Source organism: Microbacterium sp. ISL-59, assembly GCF_018613945.1.
In the GTDB taxonomy this organism is placed as follows: Bacteria; Actinomycetota; Actinomycetes; order Actinomycetales; family Microbacteriaceae; genus Microbacterium; species Microbacterium oxydans_B.
In genome coordinates this window covers 1774212-1793694 of the sequence record NZ_JAGGPG010000002.1, presented here as the reverse complement: position 1 = coordinate 1793694, position 19483 = coordinate 1774212, and the positions used below count along the sequence as shown (strand labels likewise).

The 19483-nt window shown below is 70.3% G+C and carries 20 protein-coding genes; 8 read left to right on the top strand and 12 right to left on the bottom strand.

Annotation, left to right across the window (positions count from 1 at the left end):
- Positions 1-124 precede the first annotated feature (124 nt).
- A complete protein-coding gene (locus J7E45_RS12730; protein ID WP_215069615.1) occupies positions 125-985 on the top strand; it encodes a fumarylacetoacetate hydrolase family protein in 861 nt (286 codons plus the stop codon).
- Positions 982-1731 carry an SDR family NAD(P)-dependent oxidoreductase gene (locus J7E45_RS12725; RefSeq protein ID WP_374225467.1) on the top strand — a complete coding sequence of 250 codons (750 nt, stop codon included), beginning with the start codon at positions 982-984 and terminating at the stop codon, positions 1729-1731. Before J7E45_RS12730 ends, J7E45_RS12725 begins: the two co-directional genes overlap by 4 nt.
- A gap of 13 nt (positions 1732-1744) precedes the next feature.
- Here the strand turns inward: J7E45_RS12725 and J7E45_RS12720 are convergent, their stop codons facing one another.
- Positions 1745-2719, bottom strand: coding sequence for an amidohydrolase (locus J7E45_RS12720; protein ID WP_215069611.1), 975 nt, complete (start codon positions 2717-2719; stop codon positions 1745-1747).
- Positions 2720-2765: 46 nt separating this feature from the next.
- Between J7E45_RS12720 and J7E45_RS12715 the strand changes: the two genes are divergently transcribed.
- From J7E45_RS12715 to J7E45_RS12700, 4 genes are all read left to right on the top strand, one after another.
- Positions 2766-3443, top strand: coding sequence for a FadR/GntR family transcriptional regulator (locus tag J7E45_RS12715; RefSeq protein WP_091031498.1), 678 nt, complete (start codon positions 2766-2768; stop codon positions 3441-3443).
- Positions 3444-3519: 76 nt separating this feature from the next.
- On the top strand, positions 3520-3876 hold the full coding sequence (locus tag J7E45_RS12710; RefSeq protein WP_091031505.1) for a cupin domain-containing protein: 357 nt from the start codon (positions 3520-3522) through the stop codon (positions 3874-3876).
- Positions 3877-3919: 43 nt separating this feature from the next.
- The gene (locus tag J7E45_RS12705; protein ID WP_215069609.1) at positions 3920-4978 is read left to right on the top strand and encodes a PLP-dependent cysteine synthase family protein; all 1059 of its coding nucleotides are present in this window, start codon (positions 3920-3922) and stop codon (positions 4976-4978) included.
- 23 nt (positions 4979-5001) lie between these two features.
- Positions 5002-5517: a glycine cleavage system protein R gene (locus J7E45_RS12700; RefSeq protein ID WP_215069607.1), complete on the top strand. Its 516-nt coding sequence runs from the start codon at positions 5002-5004 to the stop codon at positions 5515-5517.
- Between the two features lie 78 nt (positions 5518-5595).
- Here the strand turns inward: J7E45_RS12700 and J7E45_RS12695 are convergent, their stop codons facing one another.
- Genes J7E45_RS12695 through J7E45_RS12685 form a run of 3 tightly spaced genes read right to left on the bottom strand, consistent with a single transcriptional unit; the run spans position 5596 to position 8683 of the window.
- Positions 5596-6609 (bottom strand): aldo/keto reductase family protein, encoded by a 1014-nt coding sequence (locus J7E45_RS12695; protein WP_167632611.1) that lies wholly within the window; start codon positions 6607-6609, stop codon positions 5596-5598.
- 54 nt (positions 6610-6663) lie between these two features.
- On the bottom strand, positions 6664-7158 hold the full coding sequence (locus tag J7E45_RS12690) for a hypothetical protein (protein ID WP_215069605.1): 495 nt from the start codon (positions 7156-7158) through the stop codon (positions 6664-6666).
- A 10-nt stretch (positions 7159-7168) separates the two neighbouring features.
- The gene (locus J7E45_RS12685; RefSeq protein WP_251053678.1) at positions 7169-8683 is read right to left on the bottom strand and encodes a PLP-dependent aminotransferase family protein; all 1515 of its coding nucleotides are present in this window, start codon (positions 8681-8683) and stop codon (positions 7169-7171) included.
- Positions 8684-8702: 19 nt separating this feature from the next.
- Between J7E45_RS12685 and J7E45_RS12680 the strand changes: the two genes are divergently transcribed.
- Positions 8703-8987, top strand: coding sequence for a hypothetical protein (locus J7E45_RS12680; protein WP_215069603.1), 285 nt, complete (start codon positions 8703-8705; stop codon positions 8985-8987).
- Positions 8988-9023: 36 nt separating this feature from the next.
- Here the strand turns inward: J7E45_RS12680 and J7E45_RS12675 are convergent, their stop codons facing one another.
- Together J7E45_RS12675 and J7E45_RS12670 are read right to left on the bottom strand one after the other, a co-directional pair.
- Positions 9024-10526, bottom strand: coding sequence for a DUF4407 domain-containing protein (locus J7E45_RS12675; protein WP_215069601.1), 1503 nt, complete (start codon positions 10524-10526; stop codon positions 9024-9026).
- Between the two features lie 83 nt (positions 10527-10609).
- Positions 10610-11182, bottom strand: coding sequence for a TetR/AcrR family transcriptional regulator (locus J7E45_RS12670; RefSeq protein WP_167632615.1), 573 nt, complete (start codon positions 11180-11182; stop codon positions 10610-10612).
- Between the two features lie 66 nt (positions 11183-11248).
- Between J7E45_RS12670 and J7E45_RS12665 the strand changes: the two genes are divergently transcribed.
- Positions 11249-11872 (top strand): NAD(P)H-dependent oxidoreductase, encoded by a 624-nt coding sequence (locus tag J7E45_RS12665; RefSeq protein WP_215069599.1) that lies wholly within the window; start codon positions 11249-11251, stop codon positions 11870-11872.
- Here the strand turns inward: J7E45_RS12665 and rlmN are convergent.
- The 6 genes from rlmN to iolC form a co-directional block, all read right to left on the bottom strand.
- A complete protein-coding gene (gene rlmN / locus J7E45_RS12660) occupies positions 11821-13122 on the bottom strand; it encodes a 23S rRNA (adenine(2503)-C(2))-methyltransferase RlmN (RefSeq protein ID WP_215069596.1) in 1302 nt (433 codons plus the stop codon). The two genes, J7E45_RS12665 and rlmN, sit on opposite strands and share 52 nt — an antisense overlap.
- A gap of 61 nt (positions 13123-13183) precedes the next feature.
- The gene (gene iolD / locus J7E45_RS12655) at positions 13184-15094 is read right to left on the bottom strand and encodes a 3D-(3,5/4)-trihydroxycyclohexane-1,2-dione acylhydrolase (decyclizing) (protein ID WP_215069594.1); all 1911 of its coding nucleotides are present in this window, start codon (positions 15092-15094) and stop codon (positions 13184-13186) included.
- Positions 15094-16005: a 5-deoxy-glucuronate isomerase gene (iolB, locus tag J7E45_RS12650; protein WP_215069592.1), complete on the bottom strand. Its 912-nt coding sequence runs from the start codon at positions 16003-16005 to the stop codon at positions 15094-15096. The genes iolD and iolB overlap by 1 nt, the downstream gene beginning before the upstream one ends.
- 25 nt (positions 16006-16030) lie before the next feature.
- Complete coding sequence (locus tag J7E45_RS12645) at positions 16031-17554, bottom strand: CoA-acylating methylmalonate-semialdehyde dehydrogenase (protein WP_215069590.1); 1524 nt, start codon at positions 17552-17554, stop codon at positions 16031-16033.
- Positions 17555-17579: 25 nt separating this feature from the next.
- Complete coding sequence (locus J7E45_RS12640) at positions 17580-18479, bottom strand: deoxyribose-phosphate aldolase (RefSeq protein ID WP_105711241.1); 900 nt, start codon at positions 18477-18479, stop codon at positions 17580-17582.
- 1 nt (position 18480) lies between these two features.
- A complete protein-coding gene (iolC, locus tag J7E45_RS12635; RefSeq protein ID WP_215069588.1) occupies positions 18481-19437 on the bottom strand; it encodes a 5-dehydro-2-deoxygluconokinase in 957 nt (318 codons plus the stop codon).
- Positions 19438-19483 lie beyond the last annotated feature (46 nt).

Sequence of the window (19483 nt, the reverse complement as noted above, 5' to 3'; positions counted from 1 at the left end):
GGGGGTCCTCTCCGTGCACGGCGGATCTCTTCCGTGCGGATACCTTGGAGTGTAAACATCCGATGTCTATACTGTCAACGAGACGGGCCGCAGCGTCGTGGCCTCCCCACCGATCAGGAGAATCATGAAGTTCGCGCGGCTCGGCACCCCCGGCACGGAGATCCCCGTCCTCGTGGAGGGTGATCACTACCTCGACCTCCGCCCCCTGACATCCGATGTGAATGGCGACTTCCTCGAGGGCGACTTCCTCGCCAGGGTCGCGGCCGCACGCGATGCCGGGGAGCTTCCGGAACTCGCGGATGCCGCGGCGATGCGCATCGGCGCACCGATCGCCCGTCCGAGCGCCGTGATCTGCATCGGCATGAACTACGCCGCCCACGCGGCCGAGTCGGGCTCGGAGCCGCCCACCATCCCCATCCTCTTCCTGAAGACGCCCAACACCGTGGTCGGCCCGGACGACGCGGTGACGATCCCCCGCGGCAGCGAGAAGACCGACTGGGAGGTCGAGCTCGGCATCGTGATCGGCGCCCGCGCGGCCTACCTCGACTCCCCCGAGGAGTCGCTCGCCCATGTGGCCGGCTTCGTCGCCGCCAACGACGTCTCCGAGCGGGCGTTCCAGATCGAGGTGTCGGGCGGGCAGTGGTCGAAGGGCAAGATCGCGCCGGGCTTCAACCCCACGGGACCGTGGCTCGTCACGCCCGACGAGGTCGATCACCACGCGCTCGGACTGCGCAGCTTCGTGAACGGCGAGCCGCGGCAGGACTCGAACACGAGCGACATGATCTTCACGGTCGAGCACATCGTGCACCACCTCTCGCAGTACGTGACGCTCGAGCCGGGCGACCTGATCCTCACCGGCACCCCGCAGGGCGTCGCGCTCTCGGGCAAGTACCCCTACCTCGCACCCGGCGATGTGGTCGAGATCGAGATCGACGGCCTCGGCCGCCAGCGACAGGAGTTCGTGGCATGGGAGGCACAGAAGTGAGTGCACTGAACGGGCTGGTGGCGATCGTCACCGGCGGAGCATCCGGAATCGGCGCAGCGATCGCGCAGCGTCTGCACGCCGACGGGGCGAGCATCGCGGTGCTCGACCGCGACACCGCCGGCGCCGACCCCGCCTTCGCGGCCTTCACCGCCGATGTCTCGGATCGCACGAGCGTCGACGTGGCGATCGCGGCGGTGGCCGAGCGGTTCGGGCGCATCGACATCGTCGTGAACAATGCCGGGATCGGCGCGCAGGGCGACGTCACCGCGAACGACGATGACGAATGGGCACGAGTGCTCTCGATCAACGTGACCGGCATCGCCCGCGTGACCGCGGCCGCACTGCCCTGGCTGCGGAAGTCTCCTGCCGCGGCGGTCTGCAACACGGCATCCATCGCCTCCACCACCGGACTCCCGCAGCGGGCGCTGTACAGCGCGTCGAAGGGAGCCGTCTCGGCACTGACCCGCGCGATGGCGGCCGACCACCTGCGCGAGGGCATCCGAGTGAACGCGGTCAACCCCGGCACGGCCGACACCCCGTGGGTCGGGCGCCTGCTGGATTCGGCCGTCGACCCCGCGGCCGAACGCGCCGCGCTCGAGGCCCGCCAGCCGCACGGGCGACTCGTCGACCCCGATGAGGTGGCCGCCGCGGTCGCCTACCTCGTGAGCCCCGCCGCCGGTTCGACGACCGGCACGTCCATCGAGGTCGACGGCGGCATGGCACGGTTGCGGCTTCGCGCGGAGTGAGTTCCGCGCGACGTCACCCGCGGTTGCCGCGGAACCAGCCCCGGATGCCGTGACGCGGAGGCTCCGCGGTCGGCGCCGGCGGCCGGGCATCCGTGCGATAGAACTGTTCGGCGGTGGTCCAGAAGATCGCGTCGAGGTCATGGCCCCGCGCATCCGCCCAGGCGATCACCGTGTCGGCCCAGCGCGTGCGGGCCGTGGGCTGGTAGGTCGGCGAGCCGTCCTCCGGTGCGTGCGGGTCGTCGTCCTCGGCCGGTCCGATGACCGAGACGGGCCAGTCGCTCCCCCACATCAGCCGCTCGATCCCGAACGCATCGGCCGCCACATCGAGGAACGGGATCAACTGCGCGGCATCCCAGTCGCCACCGGCCTCACCGGGCAGCCCCGAGAGCTTGCAGAAGGTGTTCGGATGCCGTGCCAGCTCGGTCAGGTCGCGGGCCCATTCCGGGGTCGGCGCCAGCGGAGCCGCGGCCGTGCCCACGGCGGGCTTCCCCAGATGATCGAGCACGAGGCGCAGCTCGGGGATGGCTCCGGCGAGGCGGGCGACATCCGGCAGCTGCGCGGCGCGCACGCACGCGTCGAAGGTCAGACCGCGCGCGGCGACCTCGCGCGCGCCGGTCACGAAGGCCGCCGACACCGCCAGCCCGTCGGGCTCGCCCTGCAGGTTGTGCCGCACGCCGACGACGAGCGGCTCGGCCGCGAGACCTTCGAGGTGCGCGACCGTGTCGGTCCCCCGGTCGAGGCGGATGCCGGCGACGATGCCGACCACTCCGAGCGCGGGCGCGAGCCCTGCGACCCAGAGCACCTCATCGAGGAAGTCGTCGTCGACGGTCCCGGCCTGCACGAACACGCACTTCTCGGTCTCGGCGCGTTCCAGGCGGGCGTGCTCGAGTTCCAGGTCGGCGAACCGGTACGCCATCGGGCCCTCGAGCCACGTGTAGGTCAGCGCCTCCGGATCCCACAGGTGCAGATGTGCATCGAGAACTCGCATCCCCTCATCCTGCCGCAGACATCGGAGCAATCGCTAGGATGACGCCATGGCTGTGACGGATGACGCGATCGCGAAGATCAAGGCGATGATCGTGTCGGGCGAGCTGGCCCCCGGCGATCGTCTGCCTCCGGAGAAGGAACTCTCCGAGCGGCTCGGTCTCTCCCGCAGCTCGATGCGCGAGGCGGTCAAGGCGCTCGAGGTCATCCGCGTGCTCGACGTGCGGCGCGGCGACGGCACCTACGTGACGAGTCTCGAGCCGCACCTGCTGCTGGAGGCGATCTCGTTCGTCGTCGACATGCACGACGACGACTCGATGCTCGAGATCTTCGCCGTGCGCCGGATGCTGGAGTCGCAGGCATCGGGCCTCGCCGCCACGCTGGGCACCGACGAGCAAATCGCCGAGTTGCAGCGCGAGGTCGAGGGCGTGGACGCCTCCGTCAGTATCGAAGAGCTCGTCGACCACGACATCCGGTTCCACCGCGAGATCGTGGCGATGGCGGGCAATGCGTACCTCGCGAGCCTGATCGAGCACCTGAGCAGCCAGACGGTGCGCGCCCGTGCCTGGCGCGGACTCACCGAGACGGGGGCCGTCGAGCGCACCCTGTCGGAGCACCGGGCGATCGCCGACGCGGTCGCCCAGCGCGACCCCGCACTGGCGACCTCGCTGACGACTGCGCACATCGCGGGCATCGAGCGCTGGCTGCGCCACGCGACGGCACCCTGAGCGGTTCCGGGCGCCCCGGCATCCGGGCGCGGAAGTGGGTCTGACGGCACCACGGTGAGAGGTGTAGCTTCACCGCATGATCACCGACGATCCCACCCTCACCAACCCCGACCACTACCGCACCCTCTGGGAGAACGAGCACGTCCGCGTGCTCGAATACACCGACGTCCCCGGCGACAGGACGACGCCGCACGACCATCCCAACAGCGTCATGGTCACCCTCAGCGATTTCTCCCGTCGCCTCAGCGCCGGTGAGCGGACGTTCGACACGGCCCTCACCTCCGGGCAGGCGGTCTGGATACCCGCGCAGCGTCACTCCGGCGAGAACACCGGGACGACGCCGACGCACACGATCCTCGTCGAACTCAAGGGCGATGCGGCCGGCGAACCGATGGCATCGACACTCGGGCCGGAACATCCCGCCGAGGGGTGAGCACACCCGAATGATCGACGAGGCGGCCGATAGTCTCGAGGGTATGAGCGACTGGACCAGCACCGCGATCGCCCTGCTGGAAGCCGACGCGAACCGCAGTGCCGACACGCACCTGCACCTCTTCCCGCTGTCGCCCGAGTGGGGCATCGACCTGTATCTCAAGGACGAGTCGGTCCACCCGACCGGTTCGCTCAAGCACCGCCTGGCGCGCTCGCTCCTGCTCTACGGACTGGTCAACGGCCGCATCAGGGAGGACACCACGCTCGTCGAGTCGTCGAGCGGATCGACCGCCGTCTCCGAGGCGTACTTCGCCCGCATGCTGGGGCTGCCGTTCATCACGGTGGTGCCGCGCTCGACCGTGCAGGAGAAGATCGATCTCATCGAGTTCTACGGTGGCACCTGCCACTTCGTCGACCGCGCCGAGGACATGTCGCCGGAGGCGCAGCGCCTCGCGTCCGACTGCACCGGCCACTACCTCGACCAGTTCACGTTCGCCGAGCGCGCGACCGACTGGCGGGGCAACAACAACATCGCGGAGAGCGTGTTCAGTCAGCTCGCGCAGGAGCGGCATCCGATCCCCACCTGGATCGTGACCGGCGCCGGCACGGGCGGCACGAGCGCGACGTTCGGGCGGTATGTGAAGTACCGCCGCCACGAGACGAAGGTCGCCGTGGTCGACCCCGAGGGCTCGGCGTTCTATGACGGCTGGGCCGGCACGGTCGATCCGCCCGCCGGGCGCCCGAGCCGCATCGAGGGCATCGGCCGGCCTCAGGTCGAGGCCTCGTTCGTGCCCACCGTGATCGACGAGATGATCCGGGTGCCGGATGCCGGGTCGATCGCCGCGATCCGGATGCTGCGCGAGCGCACCCTGCACTGGGCCGGCGGCTCGACCGGCACGAACCTCTACGGCGCGTTCCAGCTCATCGCCCGGATGCGGGCCGCGGGCGAGACCGGCAGCGTCGTCACTCTGATCTGCGACAGCGGGGTCCGCTACGCGGGCACGTACTACTCCGATGAGTGGGTCGCGGCGCAGGGCTGGGACCTCGCCCCACATCGCGCGCGGCTCGATCGGTTCCTGGAATCGGGCGTCTGGGGCGAGTGACGGCGTCGGGCTACGCTGGCCGCATGACAACTCTGATCCTCACCGTCGCGGGTGCAGACCGTCCTGGCCTCGTGGCCGCTGTCGCCGATGTCGTCGAGGCCCACGGCGGCAACTGGGAGAACAGCTCACTGGCGGAGCTCGCCGGCACGTTCGCGGGCGTGATCGAGGTGTCCGTCGCGGAAGATCGGGCACCCGAACTGAGCTCCGCGCTGCGCGGGCTCCAGGGGCAGGGACTGCTGACTCTCGCCGTGCTCACCGGGACGCCGGATGCGGATACTGCCGACGATCGGCTGCTCGAGATCCAGGTGCTCGGCAATGACCGACCCGGCATCGTGCGCGAGGTCTCTGCCGTGCTCAGCGCCCACGCGCTGAGCATCGAGGAGCTCGCGACCGAGACCCGAGATGCCGCCATGGCCGGCGGCCGCCTGTTCGAGGCATCCGTCTCCGCGAAGGTGCCGGCGTCCGTCGACCTGGATGCGCTGCGCGACGACCTCGAGCGCCTCGCCGCCGAGATCCAGGTCGACATCACCCTCGGCTGACCGGGACCCGACCGAGCTCCCCCCGGACAACGAGAAGGCCGCCGTTCCGAGGAACGGCGGCCTTCTGCGTCTCTGGCCTCAGGTCAGGCGCGCCTTCGGCGACACCGAGTACGTGTGCTCGGCGTCGCGGTTGACCGCGTCGCCCAGGGCCGTGTCGATCGCGGCCAGGGTGTCGGCGTCGAGCTTCACGCCCGAGGCCTTGACCGTTTCGGCGAGCTGCTCGGGACGGGAGGCTCCGACCAGCGCGGCCGCGACGTTCGGGTTCTGCAGCACCCACGCGATCGCGAGCTGCGGCATCGAGAGCCCGGCTTGCTCGGCGATGGGCTTCAGGCGCTGGACGGCGGTGAGGATGTCGTCCTGCAGGAAGCTCTTGATGAAGTCGGCGCCGCTGTGCGGGTCGGTTGCGCGCGAGCCCTCGGGCACCGGCTGACCGGGCAGGTACTTGCCGCTGAGCACGCCCTGCGCCATGGGCGACCAAACGATCTGCGAGATGCCGAGCTCTTCAGATGCCGGAACGACCTTGCCCTCGATCACGCGCCACAGCATGGAGTACTGCGGCTGGTTCGAGATGAGCTGGATGCCGAGCTGCTTCGCCAGCGCGTGCCCCTCGCGCAGCTGCTCGGCGGTCCACTCGGAAACGCCGATGTAGAGCGCCTTGCCCTGGCGGACGACGTCGGCGAACGCCTGGAACGTCTCTTCGAGCGGAGTCTCGTAGTCGAAGCGGTGCGCCTGGTACAGGTCGACGTAGTCGGTGCCGAGGCGCTGCAGCGAGCCGTTGATCGACTCGAAGATGTGCTTGCGGCTCAGGCCGGTGTCGTTCGGGCCCTTGGGGCCGGTCGGGAAGTAGACCTTCGTGAAGATCTCCAGCCCCTCGCGGCGCTGTCCTTCCAGAGCCTTGCCGAGCACGACCTCCGCCGCCGTGTTGGCGTAGGTGTCAGCGGTGTCGAAAGTGGTGATTCCGGCATCCAGCGCGGCGTGCACGGTCTTGACGGCGGCGTCGTCACCGACCTGCGAGGCGTGGGTGACCCAGTTGCCGTAGGTGATCTCCGAGACCTTGAGACCGCTGTTGCCGAGATAGCGATAGTTGACCATGGAACAACGCTACTGGCTGCGTGTGATGACAGGGCTGGATGCCGGCATCCGCCGTCATGCGGGAGCGACAGCCGCCGGCCGGCGCATCAGCATCACGAGGGGGACGACGACGAGCGCGACGCCGGCGACGAGGCTCACGGCATAGAGCGGTCGCGCCCAGGGCGAGTAGTCCCCGCCGCTGATCCCGAACGTGTCGGCGAGGCTCATTCCCACGCCGAACGACGCGGCGAAGTAGCCGAACGCACCGAGCATCAGCAGCGCCAGGAAGCTCATCACGGGAACCATCGGATGTGCGCGCCCGCGGATCGAGGCGATCGCGACCACCACCGCCAGCACCACGCCGATACCGAGGATGAAGGCCACCGGCTCCCACAGGAGGACCTCGCCCGCAGCATCCATCTCGGCGCGGATCTCGTCGAGCGTGCGCCCGGGAACGGCGGCGAGCGGATTGAGCACGAGGATCTGCACCGCGGCCACCGACGCGTAGGCCGTGATGGCGAGCACGCCGGCGATCGAGATCCAGAGTGTCCGGCGCGGCAGCGGTGTCATGCGGGACATCCTAGGAAGGCATCCCGAGAGTCTCCCGATACTCTCGCCAGGCCGCTCCGAGACGACGGATGCCCTCGGCGAGCACGTCGTCCGGGGCGGTGAACGGGATGCGGATGTGGTCGTCCGGAGACACCGACACCGCGAACGCCGCGCTCCCCGCGATCGAGACGCCGTGCGCCGCGGACACCCGGGCGAGCGCGGCGGCGGAGCCGGCAGGGACCCGGACCCACAGCGACAGCCCGCCGCGGGGCGGCTCGACCCTCCAGTCGGGCAGGTGCTCGGCCATGAGTTCCTGCAGCAGCCGCAGGCGCTCCTGGTGGATGCGGCTGTTCGCCCGACGAAGGTCGTCGGCACGGGCGATCAGGTCGAGCGCGAGCAGCTGGCCCGGCACGCTGGTGGACTGGTCGGCGAGCTGCCGGGCCCCGCGCAGGCGGCGCACGAGCACGGGGTCGGCGCGCAGCCATCCGATCCGCAGCCCCGCCCACACCCACTTCGAGACCGACTCCACGACGATGATCGGAGCGTCCGCCCGCTCGGCCGCGAGGGTCGGCGGCACCACGCCGTCGAAGGAGATGCCGGCCACGACGCGGTCCTCGATCACCGGCACGCCGTACTGGGCGGCCAGCTCGGCGACGCGATGCCGCGCGGCGGCAGGGAGCCGCGAGCCCGTCGGGTTCTGGTGGTGCGGGTTGAGGGCCACGAGTACGGGCCGCAGCCGGGCGAGCGCCTGCTCGAGCGCGTCGACGTCGAGTCCGTCCGGACCCATCGGGACACCGTGCACCGTGCCACCGCGCAGGCTGACCGAGTCGGTGACGCCCGGCCAGGTGATCTCCTCGGCGAGCACGATGTCGCCGGGGCTCACGAGAGCATTGACGACGAGGCTGATGGCCTGCTGCGCGCCGTGCGTGACGAGGATCTGCTCGGGTGTCGTCGGCGTGCCCTCCGCGGTGTACATGTCGGCGATGAGCGTCCGCAGTGCGGGGAGGCCCGCCGGATCGGTCTCGGGCAGCAGCGCGAGCTCGAGTCGCGGCTTGTGCTCGCTGATGAGCTGCACGCCCAGCTCGGAGATCTGCGGCACGGTACGCAGCAGGTCGATCGCATTGGGCAGGGCCGAGAACAGCGCCTCGCCGCGTCCCTGCCGCTGCACGGGAGACACGGATGCCGCCGCACCGGCGACGCGCGTGCCACTCCCCTGCCGCCGATCCACCAGGCCGCGCTCGGCCAGGTCGGCGTACGCGGCGACGACCGTGCCGCGCGACACGGAGCTCGCGGCGGCGAGAGCGCGCTCGGCCGGCAGACGGTCGCCGGGGCGCAGCTCGCCGCGCGTGATCAGAGCCTCGATGCCGCGGGACAGCCGCGCCGCCAGCGTGCCGTCTCCGTGGGTCCAGCGCCCCAGCCGCGCGGACAGTGCCTCCGAGGCGACCTCGCCCGAGCGCACGAGAGTCGCGGAGGCATCGGCGGATCGTGCAGGAATGGCCGATCCGTGGTCCATCGGCCGGGTATTGGCCCTGTCATCGACGCTCATAAGACCCGATTCTGGACCAATGAGCACCTCTACGACCACCCTCGCGGCAGATCTCGGTCCAATCGACCCCGATTGGACCATCGGCCAGCTCATCGAATGGCTCAGCGATGATTCCCGCCAGCACGACCCCGCGCTTCAGCATCCGCTGTCCCTGATCGAGGCGGCCCTGACCGGCGAGCCCTGGTCGCGGCCGCCGTCGACCGTCGCGCTGATCCGCTCGCTGACCCTCGCCGCGCCGCCGTACGGGTCGTCCGTGATCGCCGACGTCCTGCTCCCGTCGCGAAGCCTGACGCTCGTCGCCTAGGAGCGACGGCTCGACGGGAGCGCGGGCCAGGTCAGGTCAGGTCGCCTGCGCAGAGGCTGACGGTGGCGCGGGAGTCGTCACGATCTCGGCGCGGTCGCGGAAGCCTTCGGCCGTCACCCGGTCCAGGGCGACCTGCTTGCGGATGGCCGCAGCCTTCTCGTAGAGGCTCGGGTCGCCGTAGCTCGTGAGCACCTTGACCAGCACCGGCAACAGCTCGATCATGAAGAACAGCGCGGCGATCAGGATGTGCGCCCACAGGATCGTGGGCTCCTTCTCGCTCAGGCGGTTCAGGCCGCTGATCTGGCTGAGCAGTCCGACGGCTCCGGCGTTGCCCTGGGCCACGGCATCCGCTCGTGCGTTGTATGCGGCGAGCGCCTGGTCGTAGGTGTCGCGCGCCGCCGGCAGCTGGGACTTCGCCTGCTCGCGGTTCGTCGACTCCGACGTCGAGGTGTTCTCCTTGGCGGCGGTGCCGGCGGCGGCGAGCTCCTCGTTCGCGGTGCGCAGCTGCGCGGCGAGCGCGTCGTACGTCTGCTGCGCCTCGGCGAGCTGCGCCTGGGCGGCATCCGAGCTCGCGCCCTCGCCGTTGACCCCGGTGCAGCCCGGAACCGTGCCCGCGCCCTCCCCGGTCAACTCGCACTGGTAGAGCACGCGCGCCTGGTCGATCACGGCCTGCTGCGCGGTCATCTTCGCGGTCACATCGTCGACCGTGGCCTGGGCAGCCGACTCCGTCGCCGAGGAGGATTCGGTTCCTGCGACGATGCCGGTCGCGGCCTGGTTCTCGAGCTCGGCGACCTTGGCGGTGGCGGAATCCAGCGCGATCTTCTCCGGACCGGTCTCGAGCGCCTCCTGATCGGACTGCGACTGCGTGATGTTGGTCGACGCGACCTCGCGGGCGATGTCGTTGTGGAAGATCTGCAGCACGAGCGGCTCGGCGACGACGAAGCCGATGATCGCGGCCATGATCACACGCGGGATCGCGAGGCCGATGAGCCGCCACACGTTCCGCGTCGAGCTCATGGTCGAGGTGAGGAAGCGGTCGAGGTTGAAGATGATGAGCGCCCACACGAGCGCGAGCGGCACGGCCAGCCAGATCGCGGCCTGCACACCGGTGGTGAGCGCGAAGAGCATCGAGATGGCGGAGACCAGCGCGGTGCCGGCGAGCACGAAGAACATCTGCACGAAGCGGGGCGTCTCGCCGGGAACGCGGTCGAGGATCTCGCCCTCCGCGCCACCGAGGATCGCGAGGGTCCGAGCGCGGGAGCCTGGCGTGCGCGGGGCGCGCTTGCGGCGAGGCTTGCGGGCACGGGGCTCGCGCGGGGGCTTCACCGGCGCGGACTCCTCGTCGGCGGCGACCGCATCGGCGATCGGGGTCGCCTCGGCAGGATCTGCGACGGGGACCTCGCGGGTGGCGTCGTCGGCGCCGGTCGGCTCGAATTCGCGCAGGAAGTCGAGGTCATCGGTGACGGCGTCGGGTTCGCCGTCGATGATGATCCGACCCTGCGAGTCGTAGCGACCCGGTCGATGGGCGGAATAGGGCATCCGAACAATCTACGAAAGGTCGCCTGTGGATAGCGTGGAAAAGTCCTTGGAGTGCCTCACAGGTTCCGTGCCGTCCGGCGGAATCAGGATGCCGGGAGCAGACGGTCGAGGGCGGCGGCGTACGCGGCCAGCCCGTCGTCGAGGGTGAAATGTCCGGCGGCGGCGAGTGTGCCGAGACCGTGGATCAGCCCCCACAGCGCCACGACATCGGTCGGCCGGTCGAGCCCCACCGCGGCCGCGCCCTCGGCGAGCACGGCCTCGAGCCCGTCGATCAGTGGTGCCATCGTGGCGGTCGGGGATCCGGGGACGCAGACGGTCGGGTCGTAGACGGCGTCGAACGCGTGCGGATGCTCGATCGCAAAGCGGATGTACGCCGAACCGCCGTCGACGAGAGCCGCCCGCGGGGTCGAGGCTTTCTCGGCGGCGGCGCGGACCTGGGCGAGGAGGTCGGCCATGCTGCGCTCGGCGATCGCCTTGAGCAGGCCGAGCCGATCGGAGAAGTGGTGGTACGGCGCGTTGTGGCTGACGTTCGCCGCCCGTGCGACCTCGCGCAGGCTGATCTCCGCCGCCGGCATCCGCTCCAGCAGCTGCATGGCGGCGTCTTCCAGGGCACGGGCGAGATCGCCGTGGTGGTAGCCGTCCTTCGAACTTGACATGAGCAACATCATCTCCTATCTTGACACTGTCCACCAGCTTGACACTGTCCAGATAGGAACAACGCCATGACCTCTCTCGTGATCGACGGCCACCCCGACGCCCGCTCCTTGACCGCCGCACTCGCGCAGCGCTATGCCGCGGGGCACGGCGATGCCCGCGTGCTCGCTCTGCGCGACCTCGACTTCGATCCGAACCTGCGCTTCGGCTACCGCGAGCGCATGACGCTCGAGCCCGACCTCGTCGAGGCGAAGCAGGCTCTGCACGATGCCGACACGATCGTCGTCGCGACACCGGTGTGGTGGGGCGCACCGCCGGCCCTCCTCAAGGGCTTCTTCGATCGGGCGCTGCTGCCGCAGCAGGAATACCGCTACTCGAAGCTCGGCCTCCCCGAGGGCCTGATCCCCGCGCGCCGTGGACGTCTGCTCCTGCTCGCCGACACTCCCTGGTTCTTCCTGCCGTTCACCGGCCTCCCGGCACAGACGCAGATCGTGCGCAACACCATGAAGTTCTGCGGCATCCGCTCGGTGCGCACGCACCGCATGCTCGGTGTGAAGGATGCCAAGGCGGCGACCATCACACGCTGGCTCGACCGCGCCGAGCAGCTCGGCGCGACAGATGCCCGTCGCGCCGGTGCGCCTCAGGCCATCGCGGCGGAGGCGGCCTCGTCTTCGGTGGTGGCGACGAGCTGACCGCAGGCGCCGTCGATCTCCTTGCCGCGGGTGTCGCGGAGGGTGGTCGGGATGCCGGCATCGTTCAGGCGGCGCACGAACTCGTTGGTGACGTCCTTCTCGGATGCCGTCCAGATCGAGCCGGGCGTCGGGTTCAGCGGGATCGGGTTCACGTGCACCCAGCCGCGTCCGCGCTGGTTGAGCTTGTCGGCCAGCAGGTCGGCACGCCAGCCGTGGTCGTTCATGTCCTTGATGAGCGCATACTCGATCGAGACGCGGCGGCCGGTCTTGGCGTAGTAGTCGTAGGCGGCATCCAGCGCCTCATCGACCTTCCAGCGGGAGTTCACCGGGATGAGCTCGTCGCGCAGGTGGTCGTCCGGCGCATGCAGCGACAGTGCGAACGTGACGGGGATGCCCTCGTCGGCGAGCTTCTTGATCGCCGGCACCAGGCCGACGGTGGACACCGTGATGCCGCGGGCGCTCATGCCGAGACCGTCGGGCTGCGGGGCGACCATCGACCGCACCGCATCCATGACGCGCTTGTAGTTGGCGAGCGGCTCACCCATGCCCATGAAGACGATGTTCGAGACGCGCTCCATGCTGTGGTCGTCGGACTTCTTGCCACCCAGGCCACCCTCGGCGATGAGCCGGTTGGCGCGGACGATCTGCTCGATGATCTCGGCGGTGGACATGTTGCGGGTCAGCCCCGCCTGTCCGGTCGCGCAGAACGGGCAGTTCATGCCGCAGCCGGCCTGGCTCGACACGCACAGCGTGATGCGGCCGGGGTAGCGCATGAGCACCGACTCGACCAGGGCACCGTCGTGCAGACGCCACAGGAACTTGATCGTGTCGCCCTTGTCGGTCTCGAGGCGGCGGACCTCGGTGAGCAGCGGCGGCAGCATCCCGGCGACGAGCTGCTCCCGGGTGTCGGCCGGGAGGTCGGTCATCTGCTCGGGGTCGGACGTGTAGTGGCGGAAGTAGTGCGTCGACAGCTGCTTCGCACGGAAGCCGGGAAGCCCGAGCTCCTTGACCTTCTCGATGCGCTCGGCCGGCGTGAGGTCGGCCAGGTGCACGGGCGGCTTGCCGCGCTTGGGGCTCGCGAACTGCAGGAGCGGACGCCCCTCGACATCCTTCTGCTGGGTCCATCCCTCGGTCGCCGGGCGCACCTGCGCCGGGCGCGTCTCACGGACCTTGCCCTGGGCCGGCCGACCCTGCGGGGCGGACGCGGATGCTGCGGGGCGCGTCTCGCGCGTGCGGGGAGTCTCGGTCATACCCTCCAGGGTACGCGGTGCCGGGTGGGAAGCGCCTGGAGCACAGGCAGCCCGACGCGACTCACCCCAGCAGCGGGCGCTGCGCGGCGCGCTGACCCTCGTACTCCTCGCGGGCCCGCTGCGCGGTCTCGGTGCTCGAGACCTCGGCCACCGGCACATCCCACCAGCCCTCGCCGTCGGGGCCGTAGACCGTCGGATCGCTCTCGACGTGGATGAGCGTCGTCCGCTCGGAGGCCTTCGCAGCGGCGACCGCGGCGCGCAGGTCGTCGACCGCCGCGGATCCCTTCGCGATCTCGACGACGTCGACGCCGTAGCTGCGCGCGTTCATGGCGAGGTCGACCGGCAGCACGTCGCCGCGCTGGAAGTTGCGCGCCTCGTCGTCGTAGCGGCGGTACTTCGTGCCGAAGCGCTCCGAGCCGACCGTCTCCGAGAGATGCCCGATCGAGGCATAGCCCTGGTTCTGGATGAGCACGACGATGATCTTGATGCCCTCGGCCACGGCCGTCGCGAGCTCGGAGCTCAGCATCAGATACGAGCCGTCGCCGACCATGACGACGACGTCGCGCTCGTCGCCGGATGCCGTGAGCCCGCGCTTGACCCCGAGTCCTCCCGCGATCTCGTACCCCATGCAGGAGTACGCGTATTCGACGTGATAGCCCAGCGGGTCGCTCACGCGCCACAGCTTGTGCAGGTCGCCGGGGAGCGAACCGGCCGCCTGCACGATCACGTCTTCGTCAGCCACGGCCCCACGCACGGCGCCGATGATCTCGGGCTGACCCGGCAGCTCGCGGCCCGTGGGGGCGAGGGCCCGGTCGACCACCGCATCCCACTCGCGCCTCTCGTCGGCGATCCGTGAGCTCAGGGCCGGTGCGACGCGGTATCCGTCGAGCTCGTCGCGCAGCGCGACCAGGGTCTCCCTGGCATCCGCGACGACGGGCAGCTGCGAGCCGTGCTTGTAGGCGTCGAAGGCCGCGACGTTGATGTTGACGAACACCGCATCGGGGTTCTGGAAGGCCGTGCGGGACGCCGTCGTGAAGTCGCTGTACCGGGTGCCGACGCCGATGATGACGTCGGCCTCCGCCGCGATGCGGTTCGCCGCGGTGGTGCCGGTCGCGCCGATGCCGCCCAGGTACTGAGGGTGATCCCACGGCAGGGCGCCACCACCCGCCTGCGTCGTGCCGACCGGGATGCCCGTGGCCTCGACCAGCGCCCGCAGCGCCTGCTCCGCCTCGGAGTAGATGACGCCACCGCCCGCGACGAGGAGCGGCTGCTTCGCGCCACGGATCGCCGCGACGGCCCGTGCCAGCGGTCCGCGCTCCGGCAGTGGTCGGCGGATGTGCCACTCCCGGTCCTGGAGGAACTCGAGGGGGACGTCCAGCGCTTCGGCCTGCACGTCTTCGGGCAGGGCGATCGTCACCGCACCGGTCTCGGCGGGATCGGTGAGGACGCGCATCGCGGCGAGCGCGATAGAGAACAGCTGCTCCGGGCGCTGCACCCTGTCGAAGAAGACCGAGAGCGGGCGGAACGCGTCGTTCACGGTGAGACCGATGTCGTGCGGGCGCTCCAACTGCTGCAGCACGGGGTCGGCGACCCGCGTGGCGAAGGTGTCGCTCGGCAGCAGCAGCGCCGGCAGCCGGTTGGTGGTCGCGAGCGCCGCACCGGTCAGCATGTTCGTGGCGCCGGGACCGACCGAGGCTGTGCTCGCGAACGTCGCCCTGCGGCGATGCATCCGGGCGAACCCCACCGCCTGATGCACCATCGCCTGCTCGTTGCGGGCCTGGTGGTAGGGCATCAGGTCGGGCTGCTCGAGGTTGTACTGCTGCAGCGCCTGACCGAGACCGGCGACGTTCCCGTGACCGAAGATGCCGAACATGCCGGGCACGGTGCGCTCGCGGATGTCGCCGTCGACCGTCCACTGCCGCGAGAGGAACTCGACCAGTGCCTGGCCGACCGTCATCCGTCTGGTCTGCATCAGAGTTCTCCCTCTGCTCGGTAGGGCAGCCGCGGATCGATGTCCTGCCCGCTCCAGCTGTCGCGCACCCACGCGTGCGCGGGGTCGTCGGTGATGAGCCAGGACCGCTCCCGGTCAGGGCCGGCCATGACGTTCAGGTAGTAGAGGTCGTAGCCGGGGGCAGCCACGGCAGGACCGTGGAACCCGAACGGCACCAGCGCGATGTCGCCGGTGCGCACCCGCTCGGCGATGTCGATCTCGCCGGCACCCGAGGAGTAGGTCGCGAACATCCCGAAGGCCGCGTCGGCGGCGGCGGCGTCTCCGCTCGCGCGCGTGGGCGCCGCCTCGAAGTAGTAGATCTCCTCGAGTCGGGACTCTCGCCCCGCCACGTGCTCGTCGTGCTTGTGCGGCGGGTACGACGACCAGTTCTCGGCGGGCGTGATGACCTCGCACACGATGAGGCGCTCGGCGTCGAGCGCCTCCGGCGTGCCGAAGTTGTGCACCTGCCGGCTGGAGGCGCCGGCGCCACGGAGCTCGACCGGGGTCTCGGCCGCGAGGATGTGCCGCGTGGGATGCACGACGGAGGTGGGCGATGAAGCCACGGCCACCCGACCCGAGCCCGTGATGACAGCCGTGGCCGCCGCCGAGAGGTAGAGCACGTCGCTCGGACCGTCGAACACGGACCGGCGACCGGCGAGCGCTGTCTCGGTGGTCGATCCCTCCTCGGTGTGCGCCACGGAGAACGACCCGGAGAGCGGCACGATGATCCGCTCCACCCCGGTGTCGGCGAGCGCGAGGCTCTCCCCCGCGCCGAGCTCGCCGATGCGGATGCCGGTGTGCGCCCAGCCAGGTGTGGTGTCGTCGACGACGCTCTCCCAGCCGTCGCGGCCGATCGTGCCGCGGCGGTGGAACCAGTTCCCGTCCTCGGTCATGGCGTCTCCTGCCCGCATCCGCTGGTCAGCTGTTCTGGGGGAAGCCGAGGTCGATGCCGCCGTGGAGGGCGGGGTCGAGCCACCGACTGGTGATCGCCTTCTCGCGGGTGAAGAAGTCGAAGCCATGGACACCGTACGCCTTCGCGTCGCCGAACAGCGATGCCTTCCACCCGCCGAACGAGTGATAGGCCACGGGGACCGGGATGGGCACGTTGATGCCGATCATCCCGACCTGGACCTCGTGCTGGAAGCGGCGGGCCGCCCCGCCGTCGTTCGTGAAGATCGCGGTCCCGTTGCCGAACCGGCCGGAGTTGATCAGGTCGACCCCCTCCTGGAAGGTCTGCACCCGCACCACCGACAGCACGGGCCCGAAGATCTCTTCCTGGTAGGCCCGCGAGGAGGTCGGGATCTCGTCGATGAGTGTCGGCCCGAACCAGAAGCCGTCCTCGTTCCCGTCGACCGTCAACCCTCTGCCGTCGACCACGATGCGCGCCCCGTCGGCCTCGGCGATGTCGACGTAGCCCGACACCTTCTCGCGGTGCTCCGCCGTGATCAGCGGACCCATGTCGGGCTCGCCGTCGGCACCGCCCGCACCGTCGCCGATGCGCAGCCCCGCGATGCGCTGCGAGATGCGCTCGATCAGCGCGTCCGCCACCGGCTCGACCGCGAGCAGGACCGAGACGGCCATGCACCGCTCCCCCGCCGCGCCGAATCCCGCGTTCACGGCCTGGTCGGCGACGAGGTCGAGATCGGCATCCGGCAGGACGAGCATGTGGTTCTTCGCGCCGCCGAGTGCCTGCACCCGCTTGCCGTTGCGGGACGCGGTCTCGTAGATGTACTGGGCGATGGGCGTCGAGCCGACGAACGAGATCGAGGCGACGTCCGGGCTCTCCAGCAGCCCGTCCACCGCCTGCTTGTCGCCCTGCAGCACGGTGAACACGCCGTCGGGCAGCCCGGCCTCGGCCCAGAGGGCGGCGAGCCAGAGCGCCGCGGACGGGTCCTTCTCGCTGGGCTTGAGCACCACGGCGTTGCCCGCGGCGATCGCGACCGGGAAGAACCACATCGGCACCATCGCCGGGAAGTTGAACGGGGAGATGATGCCGACGACGCCGAGGGGCTGCTTGAGCGAGTACACGTCGATGCCGGTCGACACGTTCTCCGAGTACGCGCCCTTGATCAGGTGCGGGAACCCGGTCGCGAGCTCCACGACCTCCTGGCCGCGCAGGATCTCGCCCATCGCATCGGAGCGGACCTTGCCGTGCTCGGCGGTGATGATCGCCGCCAGCTCACCCTTGCGCGCGTTCAGCAGCTCGCGGAACGCGAACATCACCGCCTGGCGCCGCGCGATCGAGTAGGCGCTCCACACCTGGAATCCGCGCTGCGCGGAGGCGATGGCGTCCGCGATCTCGGAGTCGTCGGCCAGGGCGACATGCCCGGTCACCGCACCCGTCGCGGGGTTGTGGACGGGAGCGGTGCGACCGCTCGCCGAGGCGCGGGCGGCACCGTCGATCCAGTGGCCGATGACGGGGATGTCGGAAGCGGAGGTCATGCGTGTCCTTCTGCAGAGAGGGCGATCAGGCGGTCAGCCCGGGGTGGACGAGGGAGGCCGCGACGTCGATGGCGGATGCCACGTCGATGTCCGACGAATAGAGGAGCGTGCGGCCGACGGTCAGGCCGCGCACGCCGGGGAGCGACAGAGCGTCCTCCCAGGACGAGAACGTGTCGTCGGGGTCGGCGCCCGCGTCGCCGCCGAGCAGCAGCACGGGCAGCGTCGTCGCCGCGAGCACGCGCTCCATGTCGTCGACGACCGGCAGCTTCAACCAGGTGCTCGCGCTGCTCGCGCCGAGACCGCTGGCGATCGCGATCGACAGCATCACGGCATCCGGGCTCAGGTCGTTGACGACCCGGCCATCGACCCGGCGGCTGAGGAACGGCTCGAGCATGATCGGCAGGTCGGCCCGTGCGGCCGCGGTCACCGCGTCGGCCGTCGAGGCCAACGTGGGCGCCGTCCCGTCGTCGTCGAGGTTCACGCGCAGCAGGGCCTTGGCGAAGTCGATGCCGGAGTCCACCATCGCCGGCACGTCGTACCCGGTGTAGCGGTCGTCCATCTCGAAGGTCGCTCCGCGGAGCCCGCCGCGGTTCATCGACCCGACGACGATCTTGTCGTCGAGCAGGCCCAGCATCGCCAGGTCGTCGATGATGTCGGGGGTGCCGAGCACACCGTCCACACCCGGATGCCGCAGGGCGATCGCGAGCCGATCGAGCAGCTCGTAGCGGTCGGCCATGGCGAACGGCGACCCGCCGACCGCGAGCGCACCGCGCGCGGGGTGGTCGGCGGCGATGATGAACAGCCGCCCGTCCCCGCGGATGATGTCGCGGCGGCGGCGTCCGGCCAGCGTCTCGCGGATCGCGTGCGGGGACTCCGCGCGCACCGTCCGGAGTCGGTGGAAGTCCTCTTCGGTCAGGGCTGTCATCTCACGCATCTCCGTTCACGACCTCGGCGACCTTGCGCTCGGTCGGCATCGCCGTCGAGCATTCCCGGCGTCCGGCGACGATGCCGCCCGCCGCATTCGCATAGGTCAGAGTCTTCTCCAGCTCCCACTCGGCGAGCAGTCCGTGGCAGAGCGCGCCGCCGAACGCGTCGCCGGCACCGAGCCCGTTCACGACCTCGACCGCGGTCGCGGGGATCTCGACCTGCCTCGACCGGGTCTTCGCGAGCACGCCGCGCGGTCCCTGCTTCACGATCGCCAGCTCGACGCCGCGCTCGAGGAGCGCATCCGCGGCACGCTGCGGGTCGGTCTCGCCGACCGCGACCTCGCACTCCTCGCGGTTTCCCACGGCGACCGTGGCGAACTCCAGCGCCCGCTGGATCTGCACGCGAGCCTCGTCGGGCGTCTCCCAGAACATGGGGCGGTAGTCCAGATCGAACACCGTGTGCGCCCGGCGGCCGCGTGCCCGGAGGAGGTCGAGGTGCGTCTGCCTGCTCGGCTCCTCGCTCAGGCCGGTCGCGGTGAACCAGACGAGCGCAGCCTGCCGCACGGCGGCCTCGTCGACGTCGCCCGGCCGGATCTGCAGGTCGGGGGCGGTCGGCTCGCGATAGAAGTACAGCGGGAAGTCGTCGGGCGGGAAGATCTCGCAGAACGTGATCGGGGTCTTGTAGGTCGGGTCGGTCGCGACGTACCGACTGTGCACCCCGAGACGCTCGAGCTCTGTGCGCAGATACCGCCCGAAGGGGTCGTCCCCGACGCGGGAGAGCAGGGCGGTGTCGTGGCCGTACCGTGCGGCGGCGACCGAGACGTTGGCGGCGCTGCCGCCGAGGTACTTGCCGAAGCTGGTGACCTCGCCGAGGCCGACGCCGTCCTGCAGCGGATACAGGTCGACGCCCAGACGCCCGATGGCCAGGATCTCCGGGACCGGTGAGTGCTCGGTCATCGCGCCTCCTCCCTCTCGCTCATTTGTCTTAACATTAGCACTTAGT

What these genes read in the sequence shown, in the direction of transcription:
- J7E45_RS12730 (WP_215069615.1), top strand. Translation starts at nt 125, where the DNA reads ATGAAGTTCGCGCGGCTCGGCACCCCCGGCACGGAGATCCCCGTCCTC.
- J7E45_RS12720 (WP_215069611.1), bottom strand. Translation starts at nt 2,719, where the DNA reads ATGCGAGTTCTCGATGCACATCTGCACCTGTGGGATCCGGAGGCGCTG.
- J7E45_RS12715 (WP_091031498.1), top strand. Translation starts at nt 2,766, where the DNA reads ATGGCTGTGACGGATGACGCGATCGCGAAGATCAAGGCGATGATCGTG.
- J7E45_RS12710 (WP_091031505.1), top strand. Translation starts at nt 3,520, where the DNA reads ATGATCACCGACGATCCCACCCTCACCAACCCCGACCACTACCGCACC.
- J7E45_RS12705 (WP_215069609.1), top strand. Translation starts at nt 3,920, where the DNA reads ATGAGCGACTGGACCAGCACCGCGATCGCCCTGCTGGAAGCCGACGCG.
- J7E45_RS12700 (WP_215069607.1), top strand. Translation starts at nt 5,002, where the DNA reads ATGACAACTCTGATCCTCACCGTCGCGGGTGCAGACCGTCCTGGCCTC.
- J7E45_RS12695 (WP_167632611.1), bottom strand. Translation starts at nt 6,609, where the DNA reads ATGGTCAACTATCGCTATCTCGGCAACAGCGGTCTCAAGGTCTCGGAG.
- J7E45_RS12690 (WP_215069605.1), bottom strand. Translation starts at nt 7,158, where the DNA reads ATGACACCGCTGCCGCGCCGGACACTCTGGATCTCGATCGCCGGCGTG.
- J7E45_RS12685 (WP_251053678.1), bottom strand. Translation starts at nt 8,683, where the DNA reads ATGAGCGTCGATGACAGGGCCAATACCCGGCCGATGGACCACGGATCG.
- J7E45_RS12680 (WP_215069603.1), top strand. Translation starts at nt 8,703, where the DNA reads ATGAGCACCTCTACGACCACCCTCGCGGCAGATCTCGGTCCAATCGAC.
- J7E45_RS12675 (WP_215069601.1), bottom strand. Translation starts at nt 10,526, where the DNA reads ATGCCCTATTCCGCCCATCGACCGGGTCGCTACGACTCGCAGGGTCGG.
- J7E45_RS12670 (WP_167632615.1), bottom strand. Translation starts at nt 11,182, where the DNA reads ATGTCAAGTTCGAAGGACGGCTACCACCACGGCGATCTCGCCCGTGCC.
- J7E45_RS12665 (WP_215069599.1), top strand. Translation starts at nt 11,249, where the DNA reads ATGACCTCTCTCGTGATCGACGGCCACCCCGACGCCCGCTCCTTGACC.
- rlmN (WP_215069596.1), bottom strand. Translation starts at nt 13,122, where the DNA reads ATGACCGAGACTCCCCGCACGCGCGAGACGCGCCCCGCAGCATCCGCG.
- iolD (WP_215069594.1), bottom strand. Translation starts at nt 15,094, where the DNA reads ATGCAGACCAGACGGATGACGGTCGGCCAGGCACTGGTCGAGTTCCTC.
- iolB (WP_215069592.1), bottom strand. Translation starts at nt 16,005, where the DNA reads ATGACCGAGGACGGGAACTGGTTCCACCGCCGCGGCACGATCGGCCGC.
- J7E45_RS12645 (WP_215069590.1), bottom strand. Translation starts at nt 17,554, where the DNA reads ATGACCTCCGCTTCCGACATCCCCGTCATCGGCCACTGGATCGACGGT.
- J7E45_RS12640 (WP_105711241.1), bottom strand. Translation starts at nt 18,479, where the DNA reads ATGACAGCCCTGACCGAAGAGGACTTCCACCGACTCCGGACGGTGCGC.
- iolC (WP_215069588.1), bottom strand. Translation starts at nt 19,437, where the DNA reads ATGACCGAGCACTCACCGGTCCCGGAGATCCTGGCCATCGGGCGTCTG.